The organism is Nonomuraea sp. NPDC049158, from assembly GCF_040648335.1.
Lineage (GTDB): Bacteria > Actinomycetota > Actinomycetes > Streptosporangiales > Streptosporangiaceae > Nonomuraea.
This window is the reverse complement of record NZ_JBEZDM010000034.1, coordinates 59,612-77,160: the sequence shown is the minus strand read 5'-3', so window position 1 is coordinate 77,160 and position 17,549 is coordinate 59,612. Positions and strand designations below refer to the sequence as shown.

Annotated in this window: 15 protein-coding genes; 11 read left to right on the top strand and 4 right to left on the bottom strand. The window is 71.2% G+C overall.

The genetic code is table 11. The features are described 5' to 3' along the window. Positions 1 to 273: 273 nt before the first annotated feature. Entirely contained in the window at positions 274 to 1,245 is a 972-nt protein-coding gene (locus AB0B61_RS45325; protein WP_358446400.1) for a SpoIIE family protein phosphatase, read from the bottom strand. Positions 1,246 to 1,550: 305 nt separating this feature from the next. On the opposite strand from AB0B61_RS45325, the gene AB0B61_RS45320 reads away from it, so the two are divergent. Genes AB0B61_RS45320 through AB0B61_RS45300 form a run of 5 tightly spaced genes read left to right on the top strand, consistent with a single transcriptional unit; the run spans position 1,551 to position 9,200 of the window. Continuing rightward, positions 1,551 to 2,705, top strand: coding sequence for an ATP-binding protein (locus AB0B61_RS45320; RefSeq protein ID WP_358446397.1), 1,155 nt, complete (start codon positions 1,551 to 1,553; stop codon positions 2,703 to 2,705). Then, entirely contained in the window at positions 2,702 to 3,820 is a 1,119-nt protein-coding gene (locus tag AB0B61_RS45315) for a hypothetical protein (protein ID WP_358446394.1), read from the top strand. The genes AB0B61_RS45320 and AB0B61_RS45315 overlap by 4 nt, the downstream gene beginning before the upstream one ends. Then, positions 3,790 to 4,485 carry a response regulator gene (locus AB0B61_RS45310; RefSeq protein WP_358446392.1) on the top strand — a complete coding sequence of 232 codons (696 nt, stop codon included), beginning with the start codon at positions 3,790 to 3,792 and terminating at the stop codon, positions 4,483 to 4,485. Before AB0B61_RS45315 ends, AB0B61_RS45310 begins: the two co-directional genes overlap by 31 nt. 54 nt (positions 4,486 to 4,539) lie before the next feature. Then, a complete protein-coding gene (locus AB0B61_RS45305; RefSeq protein WP_358446389.1) occupies positions 4,540 to 8,160 on the top strand; it encodes a serine/threonine-protein kinase in 3,621 nt (1,206 codons plus the stop codon). 2 nt (positions 8,161 to 8,162) lie between these two features. Then, positions 8,163 to 9,200, top strand: coding sequence for a hypothetical protein (locus AB0B61_RS45300; RefSeq protein ID WP_358446386.1), 1,038 nt, complete (start codon positions 8,163 to 8,165; stop codon positions 9,198 to 9,200). On the opposite strand, the gene AB0B61_RS45295 is transcribed toward AB0B61_RS45300, so the two are convergent. Then, positions 9,193 to 9,327, bottom strand: coding sequence for a hypothetical protein (locus AB0B61_RS45295; protein ID WP_358446383.1), 135 nt, complete (start codon positions 9,325 to 9,327; stop codon positions 9,193 to 9,195). The two genes, AB0B61_RS45300 and AB0B61_RS45295, sit on opposite strands and share 8 nt — an antisense overlap. 19 nt (positions 9,328 to 9,346) lie before the next feature. Further along, positions 9,347 to 10,408, bottom strand: a complete 1,062-nt coding sequence (locus tag AB0B61_RS45290) for a hypothetical protein (protein WP_358446381.1) — start codon at positions 10,406 to 10,408, stop codon at positions 9,347 to 9,349. Between the two features lie 357 nt (positions 10,409 to 10,765). Here AB0B61_RS45290 and AB0B61_RS45285 point away from each other — a divergent pair, with 357 nt between their 5' ends. Both AB0B61_RS45285 and AB0B61_RS45280 read left to right on the top strand, forming a co-directional pair. Continuing rightward, entirely contained in the window at positions 10,766 to 11,374 is a 609-nt protein-coding gene (locus tag AB0B61_RS45285; protein ID WP_358446378.1) for a TetR family transcriptional regulator, read from the top strand. Positions 11,375 to 11,389: 15 nt separating this feature from the next. Beyond that, positions 11,390 to 12,208, top strand: coding sequence for an NAD(P)H-binding protein (locus tag AB0B61_RS45280; protein WP_358446375.1), 819 nt, complete (start codon positions 11,390 to 11,392; stop codon positions 12,206 to 12,208). Positions 12,209 to 12,576: 368 nt separating this feature from the next. Here the strand turns inward: AB0B61_RS45280 and AB0B61_RS45275 are convergent, their stop codons facing one another. After that, on the bottom strand, positions 12,577 to 13,740 hold the full coding sequence (locus tag AB0B61_RS45275) for a sugar diacid recognition domain-containing protein (protein ID WP_358446372.1): 1,164 nt from the start codon (positions 13,738 to 13,740) through the stop codon (positions 12,577 to 12,579). 254 nt (positions 13,741 to 13,994) lie between these two features. Between AB0B61_RS45275 and AB0B61_RS45270 the strand changes: the two genes are divergently transcribed. From AB0B61_RS45270 to AB0B61_RS45255, 4 genes are read left to right on the top strand one after another with little or no spacing between them, the layout of a single operon-like run. After that, positions 13,995 to 14,780 carry a transporter substrate-binding domain-containing protein gene (locus AB0B61_RS45270; protein ID WP_358446369.1) on the top strand — a complete coding sequence of 262 codons (786 nt, stop codon included), beginning with the start codon at positions 13,995 to 13,997 and terminating at the stop codon, positions 14,778 to 14,780. Between the two features lie 12 nt (positions 14,781 to 14,792). After that, positions 14,793 to 15,506, top strand: a complete 714-nt coding sequence (locus AB0B61_RS45265; RefSeq protein ID WP_358446366.1) for an amino acid ABC transporter permease — start codon at positions 14,793 to 14,795, stop codon at positions 15,504 to 15,506. Beyond that, positions 15,503 to 16,243, top strand: coding sequence for an amino acid ABC transporter ATP-binding protein (locus AB0B61_RS45260; protein WP_358446363.1), 741 nt, complete (start codon positions 15,503 to 15,505; stop codon positions 16,241 to 16,243). Before AB0B61_RS45265 ends, AB0B61_RS45260 begins: the two co-directional genes overlap by 4 nt. Continuing rightward, positions 16,240 to 17,502, top strand: a complete 1,263-nt coding sequence (locus AB0B61_RS45255; RefSeq protein ID WP_358446360.1) for an FAD-dependent oxidoreductase — start codon at positions 16,240 to 16,242, stop codon at positions 17,500 to 17,502. The genes AB0B61_RS45260 and AB0B61_RS45255 overlap by 4 nt, the downstream gene beginning before the upstream one ends. Positions 17,503 to 17,549: the final 47 nt, after the last annotated feature.

Sequence of the window (17,549 nt, the reverse complement as noted above, 5' to 3'; positions counted from 1 at the left end):
GGACGGTAGGTCGGTAGGTCGGTGGGCGGACGGTAGGTCGGTAGGTCGGTAGGTCGGTCGGACGGACGGACGGACGGTGGTCGGTAGGTCGGTCGGACGGTGGCCGGACGGTCGGTGGTCGGACGGTCGGACGGTCGGTAGGTCGGTAGATCGGTGGGCGGACGGCCGGTCGGTCGATCCGGCGGACGGACAGTCGACCGGGCGGACCGGCGGAGGGTGCGGACCAGCGGGCCAGCGGACCGGCGGGATCACCCACGGTCGCCGCGAGACGCCTCAGGTCGTGACGAAGTCCGCGATGACCACCGTCGCGTCGTCCTTCGGCTCCACGGCGGCCATCTCGTCGAACACCCTGTCCAGGCAGGCGGCAGGAGACGGACCGCCAGCTAAGAGCTCCGTCATCCGGGAAGCGCCGAGCGCCCGGATCGCGCCGTTCGTGATGATGACGACGCGGTCACCGGGACGAAGGGATACGGTGCCGACCTGCGGAGACAGGGCGGACGCCAGGCCGAGCCCGCGCTGCGGCGAGTCGTCGTCCAAGGAGTACCACGAGCCGTCCTCCACCGAGTACGGCGAGCCGTCCTCCACCGAGTACGGCGAGCCGTCGTCCAACGCGTACGACGTGGTGAGCGGCTGTGGCCGCGCGCTCTTCGGGCAGTGCCAGATCGCGCCGTCGCCGACATGGGCGAAGCGCAGGCACGGGGTGTCCGTCGCGTCCAGGATGATCAGGTCCAGGGTGCTGACCAGGCCGGACGTGGCGGGGTCGCACTGGGCGGCGGTGCGTATGGAGCGGTGTACCGCCTGGGCCCAGCCGTCCATGTCCACCTTCCGCGCCGCGCCGTACCGGGGCCGGGCCGCGACCACGGCGCCCAGCGCCACGGCGGCGACGGAGGCGTCGCCGAGCCGCCCACGGCCCTGCCCGCCGAGCCGCCCACCGCCTTGCCCCCCGCCCTGCCCACCGATCCGCCCGCCCCCCTGCCCACCGAGCGGACCACCGAGTGGCCCGCCGAGCCACCCGCCCCCCTGCTCACCGAGCGGCCCGCTGACCGAGCCGCTGGCCGTCGCGATCAGCCGCTCCTGGATGACGTACGCGTCGGACGGCCGGCCGTGCGAGCCCTCGTACGTACCGCCGACCGCCGACAGTCGCGGCCGAGCCACCGGCATCCCGGGCGGCCAGGTCCCTCGCTGACCACGGATCGCCATCACGGACAGGCAGGAGATCAGGATGGCGATCACGATGAAGGTCATGAGGTCCCCTCTCGTCGCGGTCATCGCGACATGTGCCCCCGTAGCCGCGGTCATCGCGACACGCGCCCCAGTACACGCTCGCGCGCGGTGATACGACTGACGGCCGATCGGCCGTCATGCGGCGCGGCCGCCGGGGGTTCAGGGTGCGTAGGACGCGGTGCATCCCGCAGGAGAAGCCGGCCCGAGGAAACAGCAATGCGGACCCATGACCCCATCCGCCGCCACGACCGGAGAAAGCCGTTCCGTTCACTTTCGGTGCGTTATCGTGAGACCCGTTTTGTGCTCCCATCGCGAGCGGACGGCGCATGGCTCACCCCGGTTCCACGAGGTACGACTCGGCGGCCAGGCAGTTGGAGCAGGCCATCGCTCGTACAGGTGCGGCAGCCCGGGTCGCCGTGGGCCTGGTGGCGGTCGTCGCCGCGGCGCTCGGCGCGGTGCCGCCGGTCTCCGTCGCGTGGCTGGTGCCGATGCTGGCGGTGGACGTCGTGTGGACGGCGCTGTTCGCCCGCCTGGTGTGGCGCAAGGAGCTGCTGCCCACCTGGCTGGCCGCCGGTGACGTGGCCATCACCATCGCGTTGTGCCTCTCGCAGCGTCACCTCGTGGCCAGGGAGGCGCTCGAGGACGGAGCGAGCTGGATCGCGGGGCTGGTCACGATGACCATCATCGTCGCCGGGGTCGCCTGGCCGCCCAAGGTGGCCGTCCCCACCGGCCTGGCCGTGTCGGGGGCGTACCTGGTCGGGGCCCGGCTCGCCTCTCCTCCCCAGGACGTGAGCATCACTCTGGGGACGCACGTCGTACAGATCCTCTCGATCGTGGTGCTGATGATGCTGCTGCGCCGCTCGGCCGCCTCGGCGGACGCCTTCCTGAGGGAGAGCGCGCGCAGGGAGATCACGCTCATGGTGGAACGGCTGCGGCGCGAGGACGAGTTGCGGCAGGTCGGCAGCATCCACGAGACGTCACTGCACACGCTGACGATGGTCGGCCTGGGCACCTATGACGAGCCCTCGCCCACCCTGCGCGGTCAGGCGGCGAGCGACCTGTCGGCGCTGGAGAAACTGCGGGACACCCCGCGCGCCGCCGCCGGTTCCATCGCCCTGGACGCCCTGCTGGACGAGGTGGCCGAGCGGGTGACGGGCCTGGAGGTCCACCGGAGCCTGATGCCGGAGACGGTGCCGGGAGAGGTCGCGGAGGGCTTCGCCCGCGCCGTCACCGAGGCTCTGACGAACGTCGCCCGGCATTCCGGCGTACACCAAGCCGAGCTGTTCTCCAGCAGGCGCGACGGCGAGATCCGCGTGGAGGTCGCCGACGAGGGCCGCGGGTTCGACCAGGACCGGCTGCCGCCCGACCGGTTCGGCGTACGCGGCTCGATCATCGACACGATGCGGTCCCTGCCGAACGGCGGCGCCGAGATCTCCTCCGGCGGCCAGGGGACCCGGGTGAGCCTGTGGTGGCGGCCGTGACCGAAGAGATCGAGCAGGTCGCGCAGCGCTATGCCCGCTACACCGCGATCGGTGCCGTGATGATCGCCATACTCTGGCACACCGGCTACGACCTCACGGTCACGATCACCGGCTGGTCCGACTTCCGCTACCCGGCCGTCGCGGCGGCGGCCTGGCTGCTCTACACCGCGATCGCCGTACTGGCCGCGGTGGCCCTGCTGCGTACCTCCAGCGGCCCGGCCCGGGGACGCGAGCTCGCCGTGCCCGTGCTGGCCCTGGACATCGCGGTGATCGTGGCCTGCTACCCGAAGGACCTGATCGCCCCCATCAACTGGGGCTGGGGCTCGGTGGGCTGGCTCGGCGTCATGCTCCTGTGGAACCGGCCGCGCGGGCGGGGCGAGCTGTTCGTCTTCCTCGCCGCCAACGCCGGCATCATGCTGGCGGCGATGGCCGCGACCGGGACACTCGACCGCGTCTCCATCGCCAAGTACCTGATGGTCGAGGTCGGCAGCATCACCCTCCAACTCGGATACCTGGCCGGCTGCCACACGCTGCGCGTGCGCGCCGAGGACGCGGTGCTGCTGGCCCGCCGGCTCGCCGCGGACGACGCCTGGCGGGTGTCGGCCCGGCGCATCCACGCCGACCGGCTGCGCAGGTACGACGCCATCCGTGACGTGGCCGAGTCGCTGCTGAAGCAGCTGGCCGACGGCGCCGATCCCGGTGATCCCCGCGTCCGCGCCGACTGCACGGCCGGCGCCATGCGGCTGCGCCGCCTCATCACCGAGCGGGAGGACGTGCCCGACGCGCTGGTGTCGGCGCTGCGCGAGCGCATCGACGCGGCCGAGCGGCGCCAGGTCCTGGTGACGGCGCCGCCGTTCGGCGAGAACCTGCCAGACCTGCCGGAGGGCGTACGCGAGGACCTGCTCAGAGCGCCGATCCGGGCGCTGGACGGCGCCAGGTCGCGGGCCAGGGTCACCGTGTCCGCGATGTCCACCATGATGAGCGTGGCGGTCGTGGCCGACAATGATGATCTGCCCATCAGCACCACCCCGGTACACGAGCCGAGCGGCGTCGTCGTCACCTATCAGCGGCAGGGAGGGGAGTTATGGGTCAACAGCATCTGGCAGGGCCCGTGACCGTCGCCCTGGTGGAGGATCACCAGGTCGTGGTGGACGGCGTCAGGTCGTGGTTCAGCCCGCCGGGCCCGGTCTGCCTGGTCGCCCAGGGGTCCACGATCGAGTCCGTCCGCGGCGTGGCCGCCGACGTGCTGATGCTCGATCTCAACCTCAACGGCACCTTGGTCGTCGACCGGGTCGCCGAGTTATGCGGGGGCGGGCAGCGGGTCATCGTCTTCTCCGAGCACGAGGAGCCGGAGATCGTGCGCGCCGTGCTGGACGCCGGGGCTTCGGCGTTCATCGGCAAGGGACGGGCCACGCGGGAGTCCTGCCTGGAGACCATCCTGGAGGTGGCCGCCGACAAACCGAGCATGACGCCGCCGATGGCGCAGGCGATCGCGACCGACGAGGGACCGCACCGGCCGCAGTTGTCGGACAAGGAGCGGGCCGCGCTGCTGTTCTGGTTCCAGTCGATGTCCAAGGCGTCGGTGGCGGCGCGGATGGGGATCAAGGAGCGGACCGTACGCCAGTACATCGACCGGGCCCGCGTCAAGTACGCGGCGGCGGGGCGGCCCGCGCCCACCAAGGAGAAGCTGCTCATCTGCGCCATCCAGGACGGCCTCGTCCGGCCTGACGAGGTGACCGTCTACACCTCCCTGGCCGCGCGCTCAGAAGAGGCGACCTAGGAGAGCCGTACGGACCCCTTCTCGATGGCGTGAAGCCGTTGCACCATCGAGAACATGCCCGCCCTTGTTCCCGGCGACCCGCGCCAGCTCGGTGAATACTGGCTCGCAGGCCGGCTGGGGGAGGGCGGCCAGGGTGTGGTCTATGAGGCGTACGACCCCGCCGGGCAGCGGGTGGCGATCAAGGTGCTGCATCCCGGTGCCGGGGCCGAGCTGCGGGACCGCTTCGCCAAGGAGGCGGCGGCGACCCGGCAGGTGTCGGCCTTCTGTACGGCCCGGGTGCTGTCGGTCGAGCTCGGCGACCCCCGCCCGTACATCGTCAGCGAGTACGTCGGCGGCCCCAGCCTGCGCCGGGCGGTCGCGACCGCCGGGCCGTACCGGCCGGACGACCTGCACCGGCTGGCCACCGGCATCGCCACCGCGCTGACCGCGATCCACGAGGCCGGGGTGATCCACCGCGACCTGAAACCCGACAACGTCCTGATCGGCCCCGACGGCCCGCGGGTGATCGACTTCGGGATCGCCAGGACGTCGGAGATGTCGCTCACCCCGACCGGCCAGGTCGCCGGGACGCCGGCGTTCATGGCCCCGGAGAGCGTCATCGGCCAGCGCGCGAGCCCGGCCGTCGACGTCTGGGCGTGGGGCGCGGTCGTCCTGTACGCGGCGACCGGCCGCGACCCGTTCACCGGCGAGAACCTGGCGGGGCTGCTGCACCAGATCCTCGCCGCCGCCCCCGACGTGTCCGGGCTGGCCGAGCCGCTGCGCGCCCTGGTCACGGCGGCCTTAGCCAAGGACCCGGGCGAGCGCCCCAGCTCCCGGAGCCTGCTGCTGGCCCTGGTCGGCGGCCGGGATGTCGTCCGGCGTGAAGGCGGCGGGGATGTCGTCCCGCGTGACGACGGCGGGACGCGGGCGCTGCTGGCCGAGGGCAGCCGGGCGGCCGATGTGATCCGGCCGCCCGCCCTGCTCGCGCAGCCGCCCTTGGAGCTGGTGGCCGAGCAGATCTACCGGCGGCTGCGCGGCACCGACCAGGCGGTGGTGCCGCAGATCATGCTGCGCCTGGTCACGCCCGGCGAGGGCGCCGAGGACATGCTGCGCAAGGTGCCGGCCGGCGAGCTCGACGACGGGGTCGTCGATCCGCCGATGCTGGACCGGGTGCTGCTCGGGTTCACCCGGGCCGAGCTGGTGGTACGCGACGGCGACACCGTGTCGCTGGCCAACGCGGCCCTGCTGCGCGCCTGGCCGCGGATGCGCGGGTGGATCGACGCCGACCGGGCGGGGCTGCGCGTCCACCGCAGGCTCGGCGAGGCCGCCCAGCGGTGGGACGCGCACGGCCGCCGTACCGGCGACCTCTACCAGGGCGGCTCCCTGGAGGCCGCGCTGAGCTGGGCCGCGACGGGCCGTCAGCACGTGACGCTGAACCTCCTCGAGAACGCCTTCCTGGAGGCGGGCCTGGCCTACAGCCGGGTCCGGGCCCGTCGCCGGCGGCAGGTCATGGCGGCGCTGGCCGTCATGCTGGTCGTCGCGCTGGCCGCCACGGGCGTGGCCGTCGAGCAGGGGGCGGCGGCCGTACGGGAACGGGACATCGCGGTGGCCCGCAAGACCGCGATGCTCGCCGAGACGCTCCAGACCTCCGACCCCGTCAAGGCCATGCTGCTGAGCGTGGCGGCCTGGCGGATCGCGCCGGTCCAGGAGGCGCGGGCCGTGCTGTACAGCGCGCTGGCGCAGCGCGAGCTGACCGTGCTGCCGCCGCCCGCCGCCGGGGCGGACGCGCGGTTCGACCTCAGCGCCGACGGCCGCGTACTGGCCGTCGCCGACGCGGGCCGGGTGAGCCTGCGCACGGCCGGCCGGACTGTCCGCACGGTCGACGGCGTGGGTACGGGCGTCCGCGTGATCGCCCTGAGCGGCGACCAGACGAAGGTCGCGGTGTGCGGCCCGGATGGCGTACGCGTCTGGGACGTCGCGACGGGCCGGGCGGGCCCGCGCATCGCCGGGACCGCGCTCGGCGCGGTGCTCAGCCGCGACGGGCGGCTGCTGGGCCTGGCGACGGCTGAGGGCAGGGGCGAGGTCAGGGACACCCGTACCGGCAAGCTGGTCATGGGCACGCGGGACGAGCGCATCGACCGGATCACCCTGTCCGACGACGGCCGCTACGCCGCCGCCACCTTCACCGACGCCCGCTATGAGCTGTGGGAGCTGGGCTCGGGACGCCGGGTCAGGGGATCGGGCGGCGCGGTCGCCTTCGGACCCGGAACGGCCGCGATCGCCACGGGCGGCGAGATCCGGCTGTGGGACCTGGCCGGCCGGCGGTTCCGTCCGGACTCGCTCGTCGACGGCATCACGGCGGCCTGGCTGTCGTTCAGCGCGGACGGGCGGCTGCTCATCTCGTACGACCGCGCGGCCATCGCCGTCTGGGACGTCGCGACCGGCGAGCCGACGCTGCACTACCCGCTGACCGACACCTCCGGCATGCCCTCGGCTCGGCTCGACGGCGGGCACACGCGGCTCAGCTACCTGCTGGGCAGGGGCGCGGTGGCGGTGCTCGACCTCACTGCGGGCGTCCATGTGGCGGGCGCGGCCGCAGCGGCGGCGTTCGACCCCGCCGGACGGTTGGCCGCGCTGCAGACGCGCGGCGGCCTGGTGCTGTGGGACGTCGCCGCCGGCCGGTCACTGGGCACGCTCAGCCACCGCCATCCCGCCGCCACCGACCCTGCCGCCGCCACCGACCCTGCCACCGCCACCGCCCCCGCCACCGACCCCTCCCCAGACGCCGTCAAAGACCCCGCCAATGACGCTGACCCTGCCAAAGGCGCAGATGCCGATGTCGGTGCCGCCGATGACGCCGACGGCGCGTACGCCCTGGCGTTCAGCCCCGACGGCCGGACGCTGGCGGCCGGATCGGCCGGGGCGACCACGGTGACCTTGTGGGACGTGGCCAGCCGGACCGAGGTCGCGCGGCTGCCGGTGGGCGGCCGCCAATACATCGACGGCCTGGCCTTCAGCCCCGACGGCCGGACCCTGGCCGTGGCCCCCGCCGAGGGCCGGGCCGAACTGTGGGACGTCCGCGGTGCCCGGCGGCTCGCGGACCTGCCAAGGGACGGGTTCGACGCGATGGCCTTCCGGCCCGACGGGAAGACCCTGGCGATCGGCGGCAGTGACGCCGCCCTCATCGACCTCACCGCCGGGAACGTCCTGCGCGACCGGCCGTTCGGCGGCAGCGTCGACGGGGCGCGGTCGCTGGCCTACGCCCCGGACGGCGCGACGATCGCGGTCGGCTTCCGCCAGCTCGGCGTCGACCTGTGGGACGGGCTCGGCGGCCGTCAGCTGGGGCGGCTGGCGCCGGGGCGAGGCGAGTTCGACACGGTCATGGCGATCGCCTTCCAGCCGGGCGGCGCCATCCTGGCCACCGGCGGGAGCAGCGGCCGCGTCCAGCTGTGGGACGTGGCGGCCCGTACCTCTCTGGGCGATCCGTTCAAGGCGCACGCAGGTGGCGTGCTGGCCCTGGGATTCTCCGCCGACGGCCGGCAACTGCACAGCATCGCGGCGGACGGCACGATCCACGCCATCCCCGTCGACCCCGCCCTGGCCGTGGCCCGGATCTGCGCCCGCGCGGGCGCCGACCTGACCCCGGCCGAGTGGGCCAGGTTCATACCCGAGATCCCCTTCAGAGAGGTGTGCTGAGCATGGCTACCCTGAGGACCACCCCGCGGACGATCCTGTGGAAGCTGCTGCGTGACGACGGGGTCATCGAGTCGGTCGACATCACGCCGGTTCCGGTGATCTCCGGAGCGCCGCTGGCCGTCGAGGTCGCGACCGCCGGCGTACGCCGCCTCGACGGCCTCCTGTACGGCCCCGGCGGGGAGCGGGAGCGGCTCGCGTTCGAACACGTCGAGAGCGGCGAGTTCGGCGACCTGTGGCGGGCGGAGGCCGTGGTCAAGGCCGTGGGGGTCTGGCGGGCGCGGGTCGGCGCGCGCGGTGACGTCGTGGAGGACACCTTCACGGTGGCGACCGAGGCCGAGGCGGGCGCGGTGACGCGGATCGACGATTTCCGCCTGGCTCCCGATCCGGTGCCCGAGGGCGACGAGCTGACCTTCACCGGCGTCCTGCGAGCGGATGCTCCGGGACTCGGCGGCCGGCCGATCCTGCTGGAGTTCCGCGGCGACCAGGAGTTCGCGTGGACCGAGGTCACCCGTACGGAGACGGGGGAGGACGGGGAGTTCAGGGCGGTCGTCATCGCCCAGAACTCCGGCTTCTGGCGGGCGGAATTCCCCGGCTCCGGCACGCCCGACTCCGGGAGGCCCGACTCCGGGAGGCCCGACTCCGGGACGCCCGGCTCCGGGTCGCTCGGTACGGCGAGAGGTCTGTTCGCCGACGCCGAGGCGCTGCGCGGCTCGCGCAGCGCCCAGCAGCACTCGGAGGTGGAGAAGAAGGGCCTGTACCAGGTGTCCCACACGGTCAGCGGCCAGTCGGTCCCGAAGAACACGACCGTCCGGCACACCGGCACAGTGCAGAAGCGCGACAGCGTCAACGACCCCTGGAGCACACTCAACAACGAGACGGCCGAGCTGTTCTTCAAGGGATCCGGCACCAACCGCAAGAGCGTCACCAAGGGCAAGGGCAGATACCTGATCAAGGCCAAGGCGGTGAGCAGCGGTACGTGGGGGGTGAAGATCTCCAGCTCCGCGAACGAGTTCGCGGAGATCAGAGTGACCGTCAACTGACGCTCTCCGCGATCGGCGTGGCGGGCGGGCTCGTCCTCGGTACGGTGCCCTGGATCCGCGTCGTGGCGGAGCCGGCGGTCACGTTCGTGCGGGCACTGCCGCCACTGGCGTACTTCAGCCTGCTCATCAAGCCCTGCTCCGAATGGCTAGATATCTTGCCTCCGTATCTTCTTGTCTACGTGTGCGTTGATGACGTCGAACGTCTCCAGGATGAGCCGTTCCTCACCAGCGAGAGGCAGGCTCCTAACACGGCTTGCGCATGCCAGGTAGGACAGTGAGGAAGTGCTGGGATCGAGCGCGGCCTCGAGCGCCTGCGTGGCGGTAATCCAGCGGACGATCGTTTCGACATCAGCCCCCGCGTCGACGTCCTGCCTGAACTCCTGATCGAGCATACGAAGATCGTCACGCAACAATTCGAGCCGTTCGTGGGACGGCCGGTCATCGAGAGCCTCTAGCGCCGCCATGATCACGGGATGGGATAGCTCAGCCCTGGCGACCCCGAAACGGGCCAGCATATTCTTCATGGCCGGGATCAGGTCGACACCTGGAGCATCGACGAAGGCGCGAATGTCGGGGCGAAGGCGAGCCAGTTCCCTCATGTCCTCGTAGGGCAACACCACCGAATCGTCGATGACCGGCGGGCCACCGAGTCGCACACCGATCCAGTCACCAACCACCCAGGAGTCATCGACCGTCGTTCCCGTGATGGCCTCAGCCAAGATGAAGGCCGCGGACTTCGGATGGACCGCCCATTCCCGTGCATCCACGCCGAGACCACGCGACCACTCCTGGATGCCACGCATCTCGGAATCTTCGCTGAATTCTTCCCTGCCGACGTCCTCGGCGTCGAATGCATGGGTGATGCGTCCATTGATCGCATACGTGATGTGGGTGCCGTGCTCGTCGGCGACGATGTTCAGTGCCTGGCCGCTGCGCGACGTAGCGGCCAGCACCCCGTCATCGGCGCCTCGGCAACTGCGCATCTCCAGCAGGGTCGTCCATGTTTGCCCCGTTCTGGTGAGCAGTCGTGGTCCGACCGGTCGCCTTGCCAGAATGTCTTCTGCTTCGTCGCGAACGGTCACGGCCGGGGCCTGCGCCACATCATCGCGGACGCCGAAGACGCGCACGATATCTTGAAGCGCGCTTCCAGAGACCCAGGTGATACAGATGAAGTCATCCAGCTGCGCCCATTCGTGCACGGTCTCCATCCGCACCCCTTGTTCTGCTCGATCGACAATGGCGAGGCCCGCGGTAGCTAGCCGAACCGACAACGTCGGCTCTTCATCAGGCTGATCGTCGCAGGGCGGAAAAGGGAGACGTTAGCCGCCCTTCCGGCCGTTCGCGCGGCCTCCCCCGAGCGAGGGTAGCGTCCGCTTTCTGGAAGCCCACGTACATGTGGGCTACGCTCCCGGTCCCAGTCGCCAGACGGCCCGACCTGATGCCTTGGCGCCGTGTCCATGGCCATGCCGAGCACGTGCGGCGGCGGCCCCCGGACGCCGACGGCCTGCTTGGCACGCACCCACCCGATGGTTCATTCAATTAATTGATTGAGTAGTATGAGTGGCATGTCGCCAGAGGAACGGCAGCCGGACGAGCGCGGGCAGGGGGCGCGGGAGCGCGTCCTCGCCGCGGCCGTCGCCGAGTTCGGGGCCAAGGGCTATTCCGGGGCCCGGACCGCGGGCATCGCCGCGCGGGCCGGCGTCAACCAGCAGCTCATCTCCTACTACTTCGGCGGCAAGCAGGGGCTGCTCGACGAGCTCCGGCGCCGGTGGCAGGAGGTTCAGTCGGAGATCGTTCCGCCTGGCGCGTCGTTCGCCGAGTCCCTCGGCGCGCATCTCGATGCGACGCTCGACCGGCCCGACTGGGCCAGGCTCGTGGTCTGGCAGGCATTGGGCGACTGCCCGTTCACCGACCCCGAGGAGGGCAGGCGACACGCGGAGCGGCAGCGGGAGGCGATGGCGGCGGCGGTGGCCAAGGCCCGCCGACGCCAGGAGGACGGTGAGATCCGCGGCGGGCTCGACCCCGCGTTCGCGCTTCTGGCCGCCTACGCGATCATCTTCGCGCCCATCACGATGCCGCAGTTCGTCCGGGACATTCTCGGCGGTGACCCACTGTCACCTGAGACCCGGCAGGTTCTGCACACCCAACTCATAAAACTGCTCACCGAGGATTAGAGGAGTAACTACACGATGGTTACGGTTGTTTTCGGCGCCCGGGGCAGCGTCGGCCACCATGTCGCCGCAGGTCTGACCGCTTCGAGCGTGCCGGTCCGGCTGACGAGCAGGACACCGGACGCCTCCCACATAGCGGCGGATCTGGATGTGCCGGAAACGTTGCCCGCCGCGCTGGAAGGCGCCTCGCAGGTCTTTCTCTACGCCAAATCCGCAGGCATCGAGGCGTTCGTGGCGGCTGCCCGTTCGGCCGGGGTGCGGCGCGTGGTGCTGCTCTCGTCCGGGGCGGTCGTGCAGCCCGGCGCCGACCGCAATCCGATCGCGCGCGAGCATCGCATCGTGGAGTCGGCCCTGGAGGAGTCCGGGCTGTCCTGGACCTTCATCCGGCCCGGGATGTTCGCGACCAACACCCGATGGTGGTGGACACGGGCGATCAAGGGCGGGGAGGCCGTGCGACTGCCGTACCCGGACGCTCTGACAGCTCCCGTCAGCGAGCGGGACATGGCCGCGCTCGCGGTGACGGCGCTGACCGAGGGCGGACACGGGCGGCAGGCGTACACGGTGTACGGGCCGCAGGCGCTCACCCTGCGCGAGCAGGTCGAACACATCGGCGTGGCCATCGGCAGGAAGATCCCGATCGAGGTGGTCACACCCGAACAGGCGCGAGCCGACCTGGGCAGGACCATGCCCGCGATGGGAGTGGAGGCGATCATGGGCGCGTGGGCGGCGGGCGCCAAGGCCGCCCCCGAGACCTCCGTCATCGTCGAGAGAATCACCGGACGCCCTGCCCAGACCTTCGCAGAATGGGCGCGGGATCACGTGGCCGACTTCCGCTGACCCCTTCGGCTCTTCTCGACGCTGCGACGATCGCCGCGGCTCGTTCGGCTCTTCCTCCACGCTGCGACGGTCGCCGCGCCTCGTCCCACGTCAAGATCGCTCGTCTTCGGTTTCGCCCGTGACCCGCTCCTCCCAGCAGCGGGTCAGGCGTTGCCGAGGACGCGCCAGGAAAGGTCGGACGGCGGCTTGTTCACGGCGGCATCGGCCTGGGCTCGAGTCCGGCCGACGAGGTGACCTGGGCGGCGGCGCGGCATGCGAGTGTGTCGGGCATAGGACGAAGGGGCCGATCCGAGCTGGACCACCGCCCCATTGCCCCGCCGCGGCGGGACTACCGAGTGCACCATCTTGAAGTGATCCCGTCCGCCCCCTCAGGGTTCTATCTGGTCGGCCACGCAGGCCAGGTACAGGGCGAGGCGGCCCCGGTGATCATCCGCCGGCCGGCCTGACAGCTGGGAGATCTTGTCCAGGCGGTAGAGCAGCGTGTTGCGGTGGATGTTCAGGGCGGCCGCGGCCCGGACCAGGTTGAAGCCGCTCTCGCAGTACGCGATGACGGTCTGGCGCAGCATCGGCCAGTCGGGGCGGGCTCTCAGCCCGGCGGTGGAGACGCCGGCGAAGCGCGAGCGCGCCCTGCGCGGCGCGGCGGCCAGCAGCTGGTGGACGCGCAGGTCGCCGATGGAGTGGACCTGGGCGTCGGCATGGACGCGCGGCCCGAGGCGCAGCGCCGTGGCCGCGTCCTCGTAGGAGTCGTGTAGCCCGGGGACCGAGTCGGCCGCGACGCCGAGGCCGATCCCGACCCGGAGCCCGATCCGCTGGCGGATGTGGCCGGCGAGCGGCAGGCAGAGCGAGCGGAAGTCGGTGCCGGCGGGCAGGCGGGGGAGCGCGGCGAAGCGGCTGGAGGTCATCGCGGCGACGAGGTCCTGGGAGCCGGAGAACGTCTCGCGGATGGCCCGGAGCAGCATCGAGCGGATGCCTGATCCGTCGTGGCTCGGCGCTCCCTCCCCGACGTCGACGATCACCGCGGTCCGCTCGGCCCGCAGGTCGTAGCCGAGCTCACCGGCCCGCGCGACGAGGTCTTCGGGGTTGACCACGTCCGGGTCGAACCGCGCGATGTCGCGGAGCAGGTCCTCCACCGTCCGCTCCAGCAGCAACCTGGAGCGCAGCCGCATCGACTCCTGCAGCATGATCTCCGTCTGCCGCTTGACCACCAGCCCGAAGCGCTGGACCCGGGCCGGGGAGCCGGTGATGCCGACCGTGCCCAGCGCCCTGCCGTCGATGATGATCGGCAGCGTGATGCCGGGCCGTACCCCCTGCAGCCGGCGGGCCTGTTCCGCGGAGTGCGCGGCGGACTTCAGGGTGCGCATGACCTCCACCGACGCCTCATGGAAGGAGCCGATGCGGCGGGTGTCGCCGCTGCCGATGACCAGGCCATCCGGATCGGTGATCAGCACGTTGAAGCCGATGATCTCGCTGGTGTCGCCGGCGATCCCCTGGGCGAGGGTGGGCGTGAGGACCGGTGGCCAGGGTTGTGACATGCGCGCCACCTCCATCGTGCGAATCGTACGACAAAGAACCGAAATATCCCGCTAACTATGAATTTATCGTCCAATGACGCTCAGGTGAAGCTCGTCTACCGTGGGCGCAATACGAGTTCTGGGGGACATATCGGAAAGAGGTCGCCATGAGTCGGAAAAGCGGCGTTATAGTCGCACTGATCGCGATTAACGTCCTGGCTGGGTGTGGATCCGACAAAACTGTCGCGAACTCCTACAACACCATCGAACCGGGCGTGCTCAAGGTCGCCGTCCAGCCGTACATGCCCTACACCGCGGTCCGCGGCCAGGACCTCGTGGGCATCGACAGCGAGATCCTCCAGGCCGTCGCGAAGAAGTTGAACCTGCGGCTCGAACCTCAGGTCACCGACTTCAGCGGGATGCTCGGCAACGTGCAGGCCCGCAGGGTCGACATCTCCATCGGCGGTATCGCGTGGACGAAGGAGCGGCAGACGCAGGGCCTGTTCACCGACCCGCCCTACTACTCGCCGCCGGCGATGGCGGTGCACGGCGACAAGCAGTACGCCACGGTCGCGAGCCTGAAAGGACTCCCGCTCGGCACCGTGACCGGCTACGTCTGGGTGAAGTCGATCCAGGCCATCCCCGGAGCCGAACTGCACGCCTACCCCGACGCGCAGGGCGTGTTCAACGACCTGTCCGCCGGCCGTATCCAGGTGGGCTTCCTCGACCCGCTGCTGATCATCTATACCCAGCAGAAGCGCCCTGACATGCGGTTCAGCACCCGCTACCTCACCGCCCCGACCGACGAGGAGGTGAAGAAGCAGGCGGCGTATGAGTACCTGCGGCCGTACATGACCAGCTTCTACATCCCCAAGGAGGAGCCCAAGCTGGAGCAGGCGGTGTCGCAGGCGATCAGAGGCATGTACGCCAACGGCGAGATGGCCGCGCTGATCAAGAAGTACGGCGGCGACGCCCAGCAGTTCCTCAAGCCCGCACCGTGGATGGCCCAGCAGCGGCGCGGCGTCGATCGCCCGGCTGACTGGCAGCCGCCCGGCCTGTAACGGAGGCGCGACGTGTTCAAGGTTCCCTGGTCCGACTACACCGACGCGCTCCTGCAGGGGTTGCTGCGCACCGTGGAGTACGCGGTGCTGGGCTTCGCGGGAGCGGTCGTGCTCGGGCTGCTTCTCGCGCTGATGCGGCTGAGCGGATCGCGTCTGGTGCGGTTGCCCGCGTCGATCTACACCGAAGTCTTCAAGAACATCCCGCTGCTGGCGATCATCTTCGTCACCTACTTCGGGCTGACCTCGATCGGCGTCCGGCTGGGCGCGATCGAGGCGGGCGCGCTCAGCCTGGTGGTCTTCTACGCCGCCTACCTGTCGGAGATCTTCCGGTCCGCCCTCGCCGGGGTGGACGGCGGCCAGCGGGAGAGCGCTCAGGCTCTGGGCATGAGCCCGCTCGGCACGTTCGCCCACGTGATCTTCCCGCAGGCGCTCAGGCTCGCCCTGCCCGGCACCAACACGATGCTGGTGGACCTGCTGAAGTCCACCTCGCTGCTGGTGACGATCTCGGCGGCCGAGCTCATGACCCAGGCGCAGCTCATCACCTCGGACACCTTCAGGGCGCTGGAGGTCTACCTCGTCATCGCGGCGATCTATTTCGCGCTCTGCTATCCGCTGTCGCAGGCGTTGCTCTGGCTGGAACGGCGGGTCAGGGCGGGCTCGCCGCTGCTCATGGGCAGGCGTCGCCGCCTGCGCAAGGCCCGCGCACTGCTGGGAGAGGGTTCATGACACCGCTCGTGAGGATCGACGGGCTGATCAAGTCCTTCGACGACCGCCGGGTGCTCGACGAGGTCAGCCTGGAGGTACGGCCGGGCGACATCGTGAGCATCCTGGGCCAGAGCGGCGGGGGCAAGAGCACCCTGCTGCGCTGCGTCAACCTGCTGGAACGGCCCGACGCCGGCATCATCGAGCTGGCCGGCGAACGGATCCACCCGGCGGGTGGCGACCTGGCCAGGCTGCGCCAGCGCGTCGGCATGGTCTTCCAGCGCTTCCATCTCTTCCCTCACCTGACCGCGGTGGAGAACGTGGTGCTCGCGCAGATGAAGGCGGCCGGCATCGGCGAGGACGAGGCGGTGGCGACGGCCGTACAGCTCCTGCGCAGGGTGGGACTGTCGCACCGCGCGCTCGCCTTCCCCGAGCAGATGTCCGGCGGCGAGCAGCAGCGGGTCGCCATCGCCAGGGCGCTCGCGCTCAAGCCCGCGGTGCTGCTGTTCGACGAACCCACCTCGGCCCTCGACCCCGAGTCGACCGGCGAGGTGCTGCGTGTCATGCGCACCCTGGCCGACGACGGCATGACCATGCTGATCGTCACCCACGAGGTGCCCTTCGCCAGGGAGATCTCCGACTGGGTGGCCTTCCTCGACCGGGGTCGCGTCGTGGAGGAAGGGCCGCCGCAGAAGGTGCTCGACGACCCGCGCGAGGCGCGGACGAAGGCCTTCCTCGCCTCCTATGGGCCGGTACGGTGAGCGCGCTGCCCGTGGTCGTGATCGGTGGCGGCGCCGTCGGCCTCTGCACGGCCTTCTACCTGCGGCGGCAGGGCGCGGAGGTGCACGTCGTCGACCGGGGTCCCGTCGGCGGCGGCTCCTCACGCGGCAACGCGGGCTGGGTCTGCCTGAGCCACTCCGCGCCGGTGCCCGCGCCCGGCGTCGTCCGGTACGCTGTCGCTTCGATCGGTCGTCCTGACTCCCCGCTGTACGTGCGGCCACAGCCGACGCTGGCGTTCGCCCGCTGGTTGCTGAAGTTCCGGCGCAGCAGCACCAGGCAGGCGTTCGAGCGGGGCTACGCCGCCGTCGCCCGCTTCGCCGAGCCCGCCTTCGACCGGTACGGAGAGCTGGCGGCGGCCGGGGTCGACACGACCCTGACCAGACCAGGCCTGGTACACGCGTTCCTCTCGATGGAGGAGGCCACCCGCTTCCACCGCACGCAGCGTGCCATGACCTGGGCGGGGTACGACGTGCCCGAGGAGATCCTCACCGGCAGGGACCTGCTGGACCTCGATCCCGCGCTCGGCGGTAAGGTCACCGCGGGCTACCGCGTGCGCGGGGAGGGCGTGCTCGACCCGACGGCCTTCGTCGAGTCGCTCGCCGCCCACCTGCGCAAGGCCGGGGTGAGCATCACCGAGCACGCGGCCGTGCGGGGGTTCCGCACGCGCGGCGGTCAGGTGGCCGCGCTGCGCATGGCCGAGGGCGATCTCGACTGCTCCGCCGTGGTGGTGGCCGCCGGGTCCTGGTCGGCGGATCTGCTGCGCGGCCTCGGTATGCGAATGCCGCTCCAGGCGGGCAAGGGCTACAGCTTCTCGGTCGACCTCGACCCCGCCCCCGAGCACCCCATGTACCTCGGGGACAAGCACGTCGCGGTCTCGCCCATCGCGGGCAGCACCCGCATCGCCGGGACGATGGAGCTCAGCGGCAACAACCGGCGCCTCGACTGGCGGCGCGTGGTGGCCATCGCCCGTGCCAGCCGCGACTACCTCGGCCCGTGGTACGACACCCCCGACGACCTGATGGCGCTCATCCGCGACCCCTGGGTGGGTGGGCGGCCCATGCTCCCCGACGGGTTGCCGGTGCTCGACCAGGTCCCCGGCACTCCCAACGCCTACGCGGCCACCGGGCACGGGATGCTCGGCATCACACTCGCCCCGGCGAGCGGCCGGGCGATGGCCGACTACATCGTCACCGGCCGTCGCCCGGCCGAGCTCGGGGCCTTCCGCGGCGACCGGCGATAAGGCTCCCTCCCAGGTCGCACCAGTCATCCACCGGTCCGAAAGATCTT

Excerpts from the sequence above, each read along its gene's own strand:
- AB0B61_RS45325 (WP_358446400.1), bottom strand. The coding sequence starts at position 1,245 with ATGACCTTCATCGTGATCGCCATCCTGATCTCCTGCCTGTCCGTGATG.
- AB0B61_RS45320 (WP_358446397.1), top strand. The coding sequence starts at position 1,551 with ATGGCTCACCCCGGTTCCACGAGGTACGACTCGGCGGCCAGGCAGTTG.
- AB0B61_RS45310 (WP_358446392.1), top strand. The coding sequence starts at position 3,790 with ATGGGTCAACAGCATCTGGCAGGGCCCGTGACCGTCGCCCTGGTGGAG.
- AB0B61_RS45305 (WP_358446389.1), top strand. The coding sequence starts at position 4,540 with ATGCCCGCCCTTGTTCCCGGCGACCCGCGCCAGCTCGGTGAATACTGG.
- AB0B61_RS45300 (WP_358446386.1), top strand. The coding sequence starts at position 8,163 with ATGGCTACCCTGAGGACCACCCCGCGGACGATCCTGTGGAAGCTGCTG.
- AB0B61_RS45295 (WP_358446383.1), bottom strand. The coding sequence starts at position 9,327 with ATGAGCAGGCTGAAGTACGCCAGTGGCGGCAGTGCCCGCACGAACGTG.
- AB0B61_RS45290 (WP_358446381.1), bottom strand. The coding sequence starts at position 10,408 with ATGGAGACCGTGCACGAATGGGCGCAGCTGGATGACTTCATCTGTATC.
- AB0B61_RS45285 (WP_358446378.1), top strand. The coding sequence starts at position 10,766 with ATGTCGCCAGAGGAACGGCAGCCGGACGAGCGCGGGCAGGGGGCGCGG.
- AB0B61_RS45280 (WP_358446375.1), top strand. The coding sequence starts at position 11,390 with ATGGTTACGGTTGTTTTCGGCGCCCGGGGCAGCGTCGGCCACCATGTC.
- AB0B61_RS45275 (WP_358446372.1), bottom strand. The coding sequence starts at position 13,740 with ATGTCACAACCCTGGCCACCGGTCCTCACGCCCACCCTCGCCCAGGGG.
- AB0B61_RS45260 (WP_358446363.1), top strand. The coding sequence starts at position 15,503 with ATGACACCGCTCGTGAGGATCGACGGGCTGATCAAGTCCTTCGACGAC.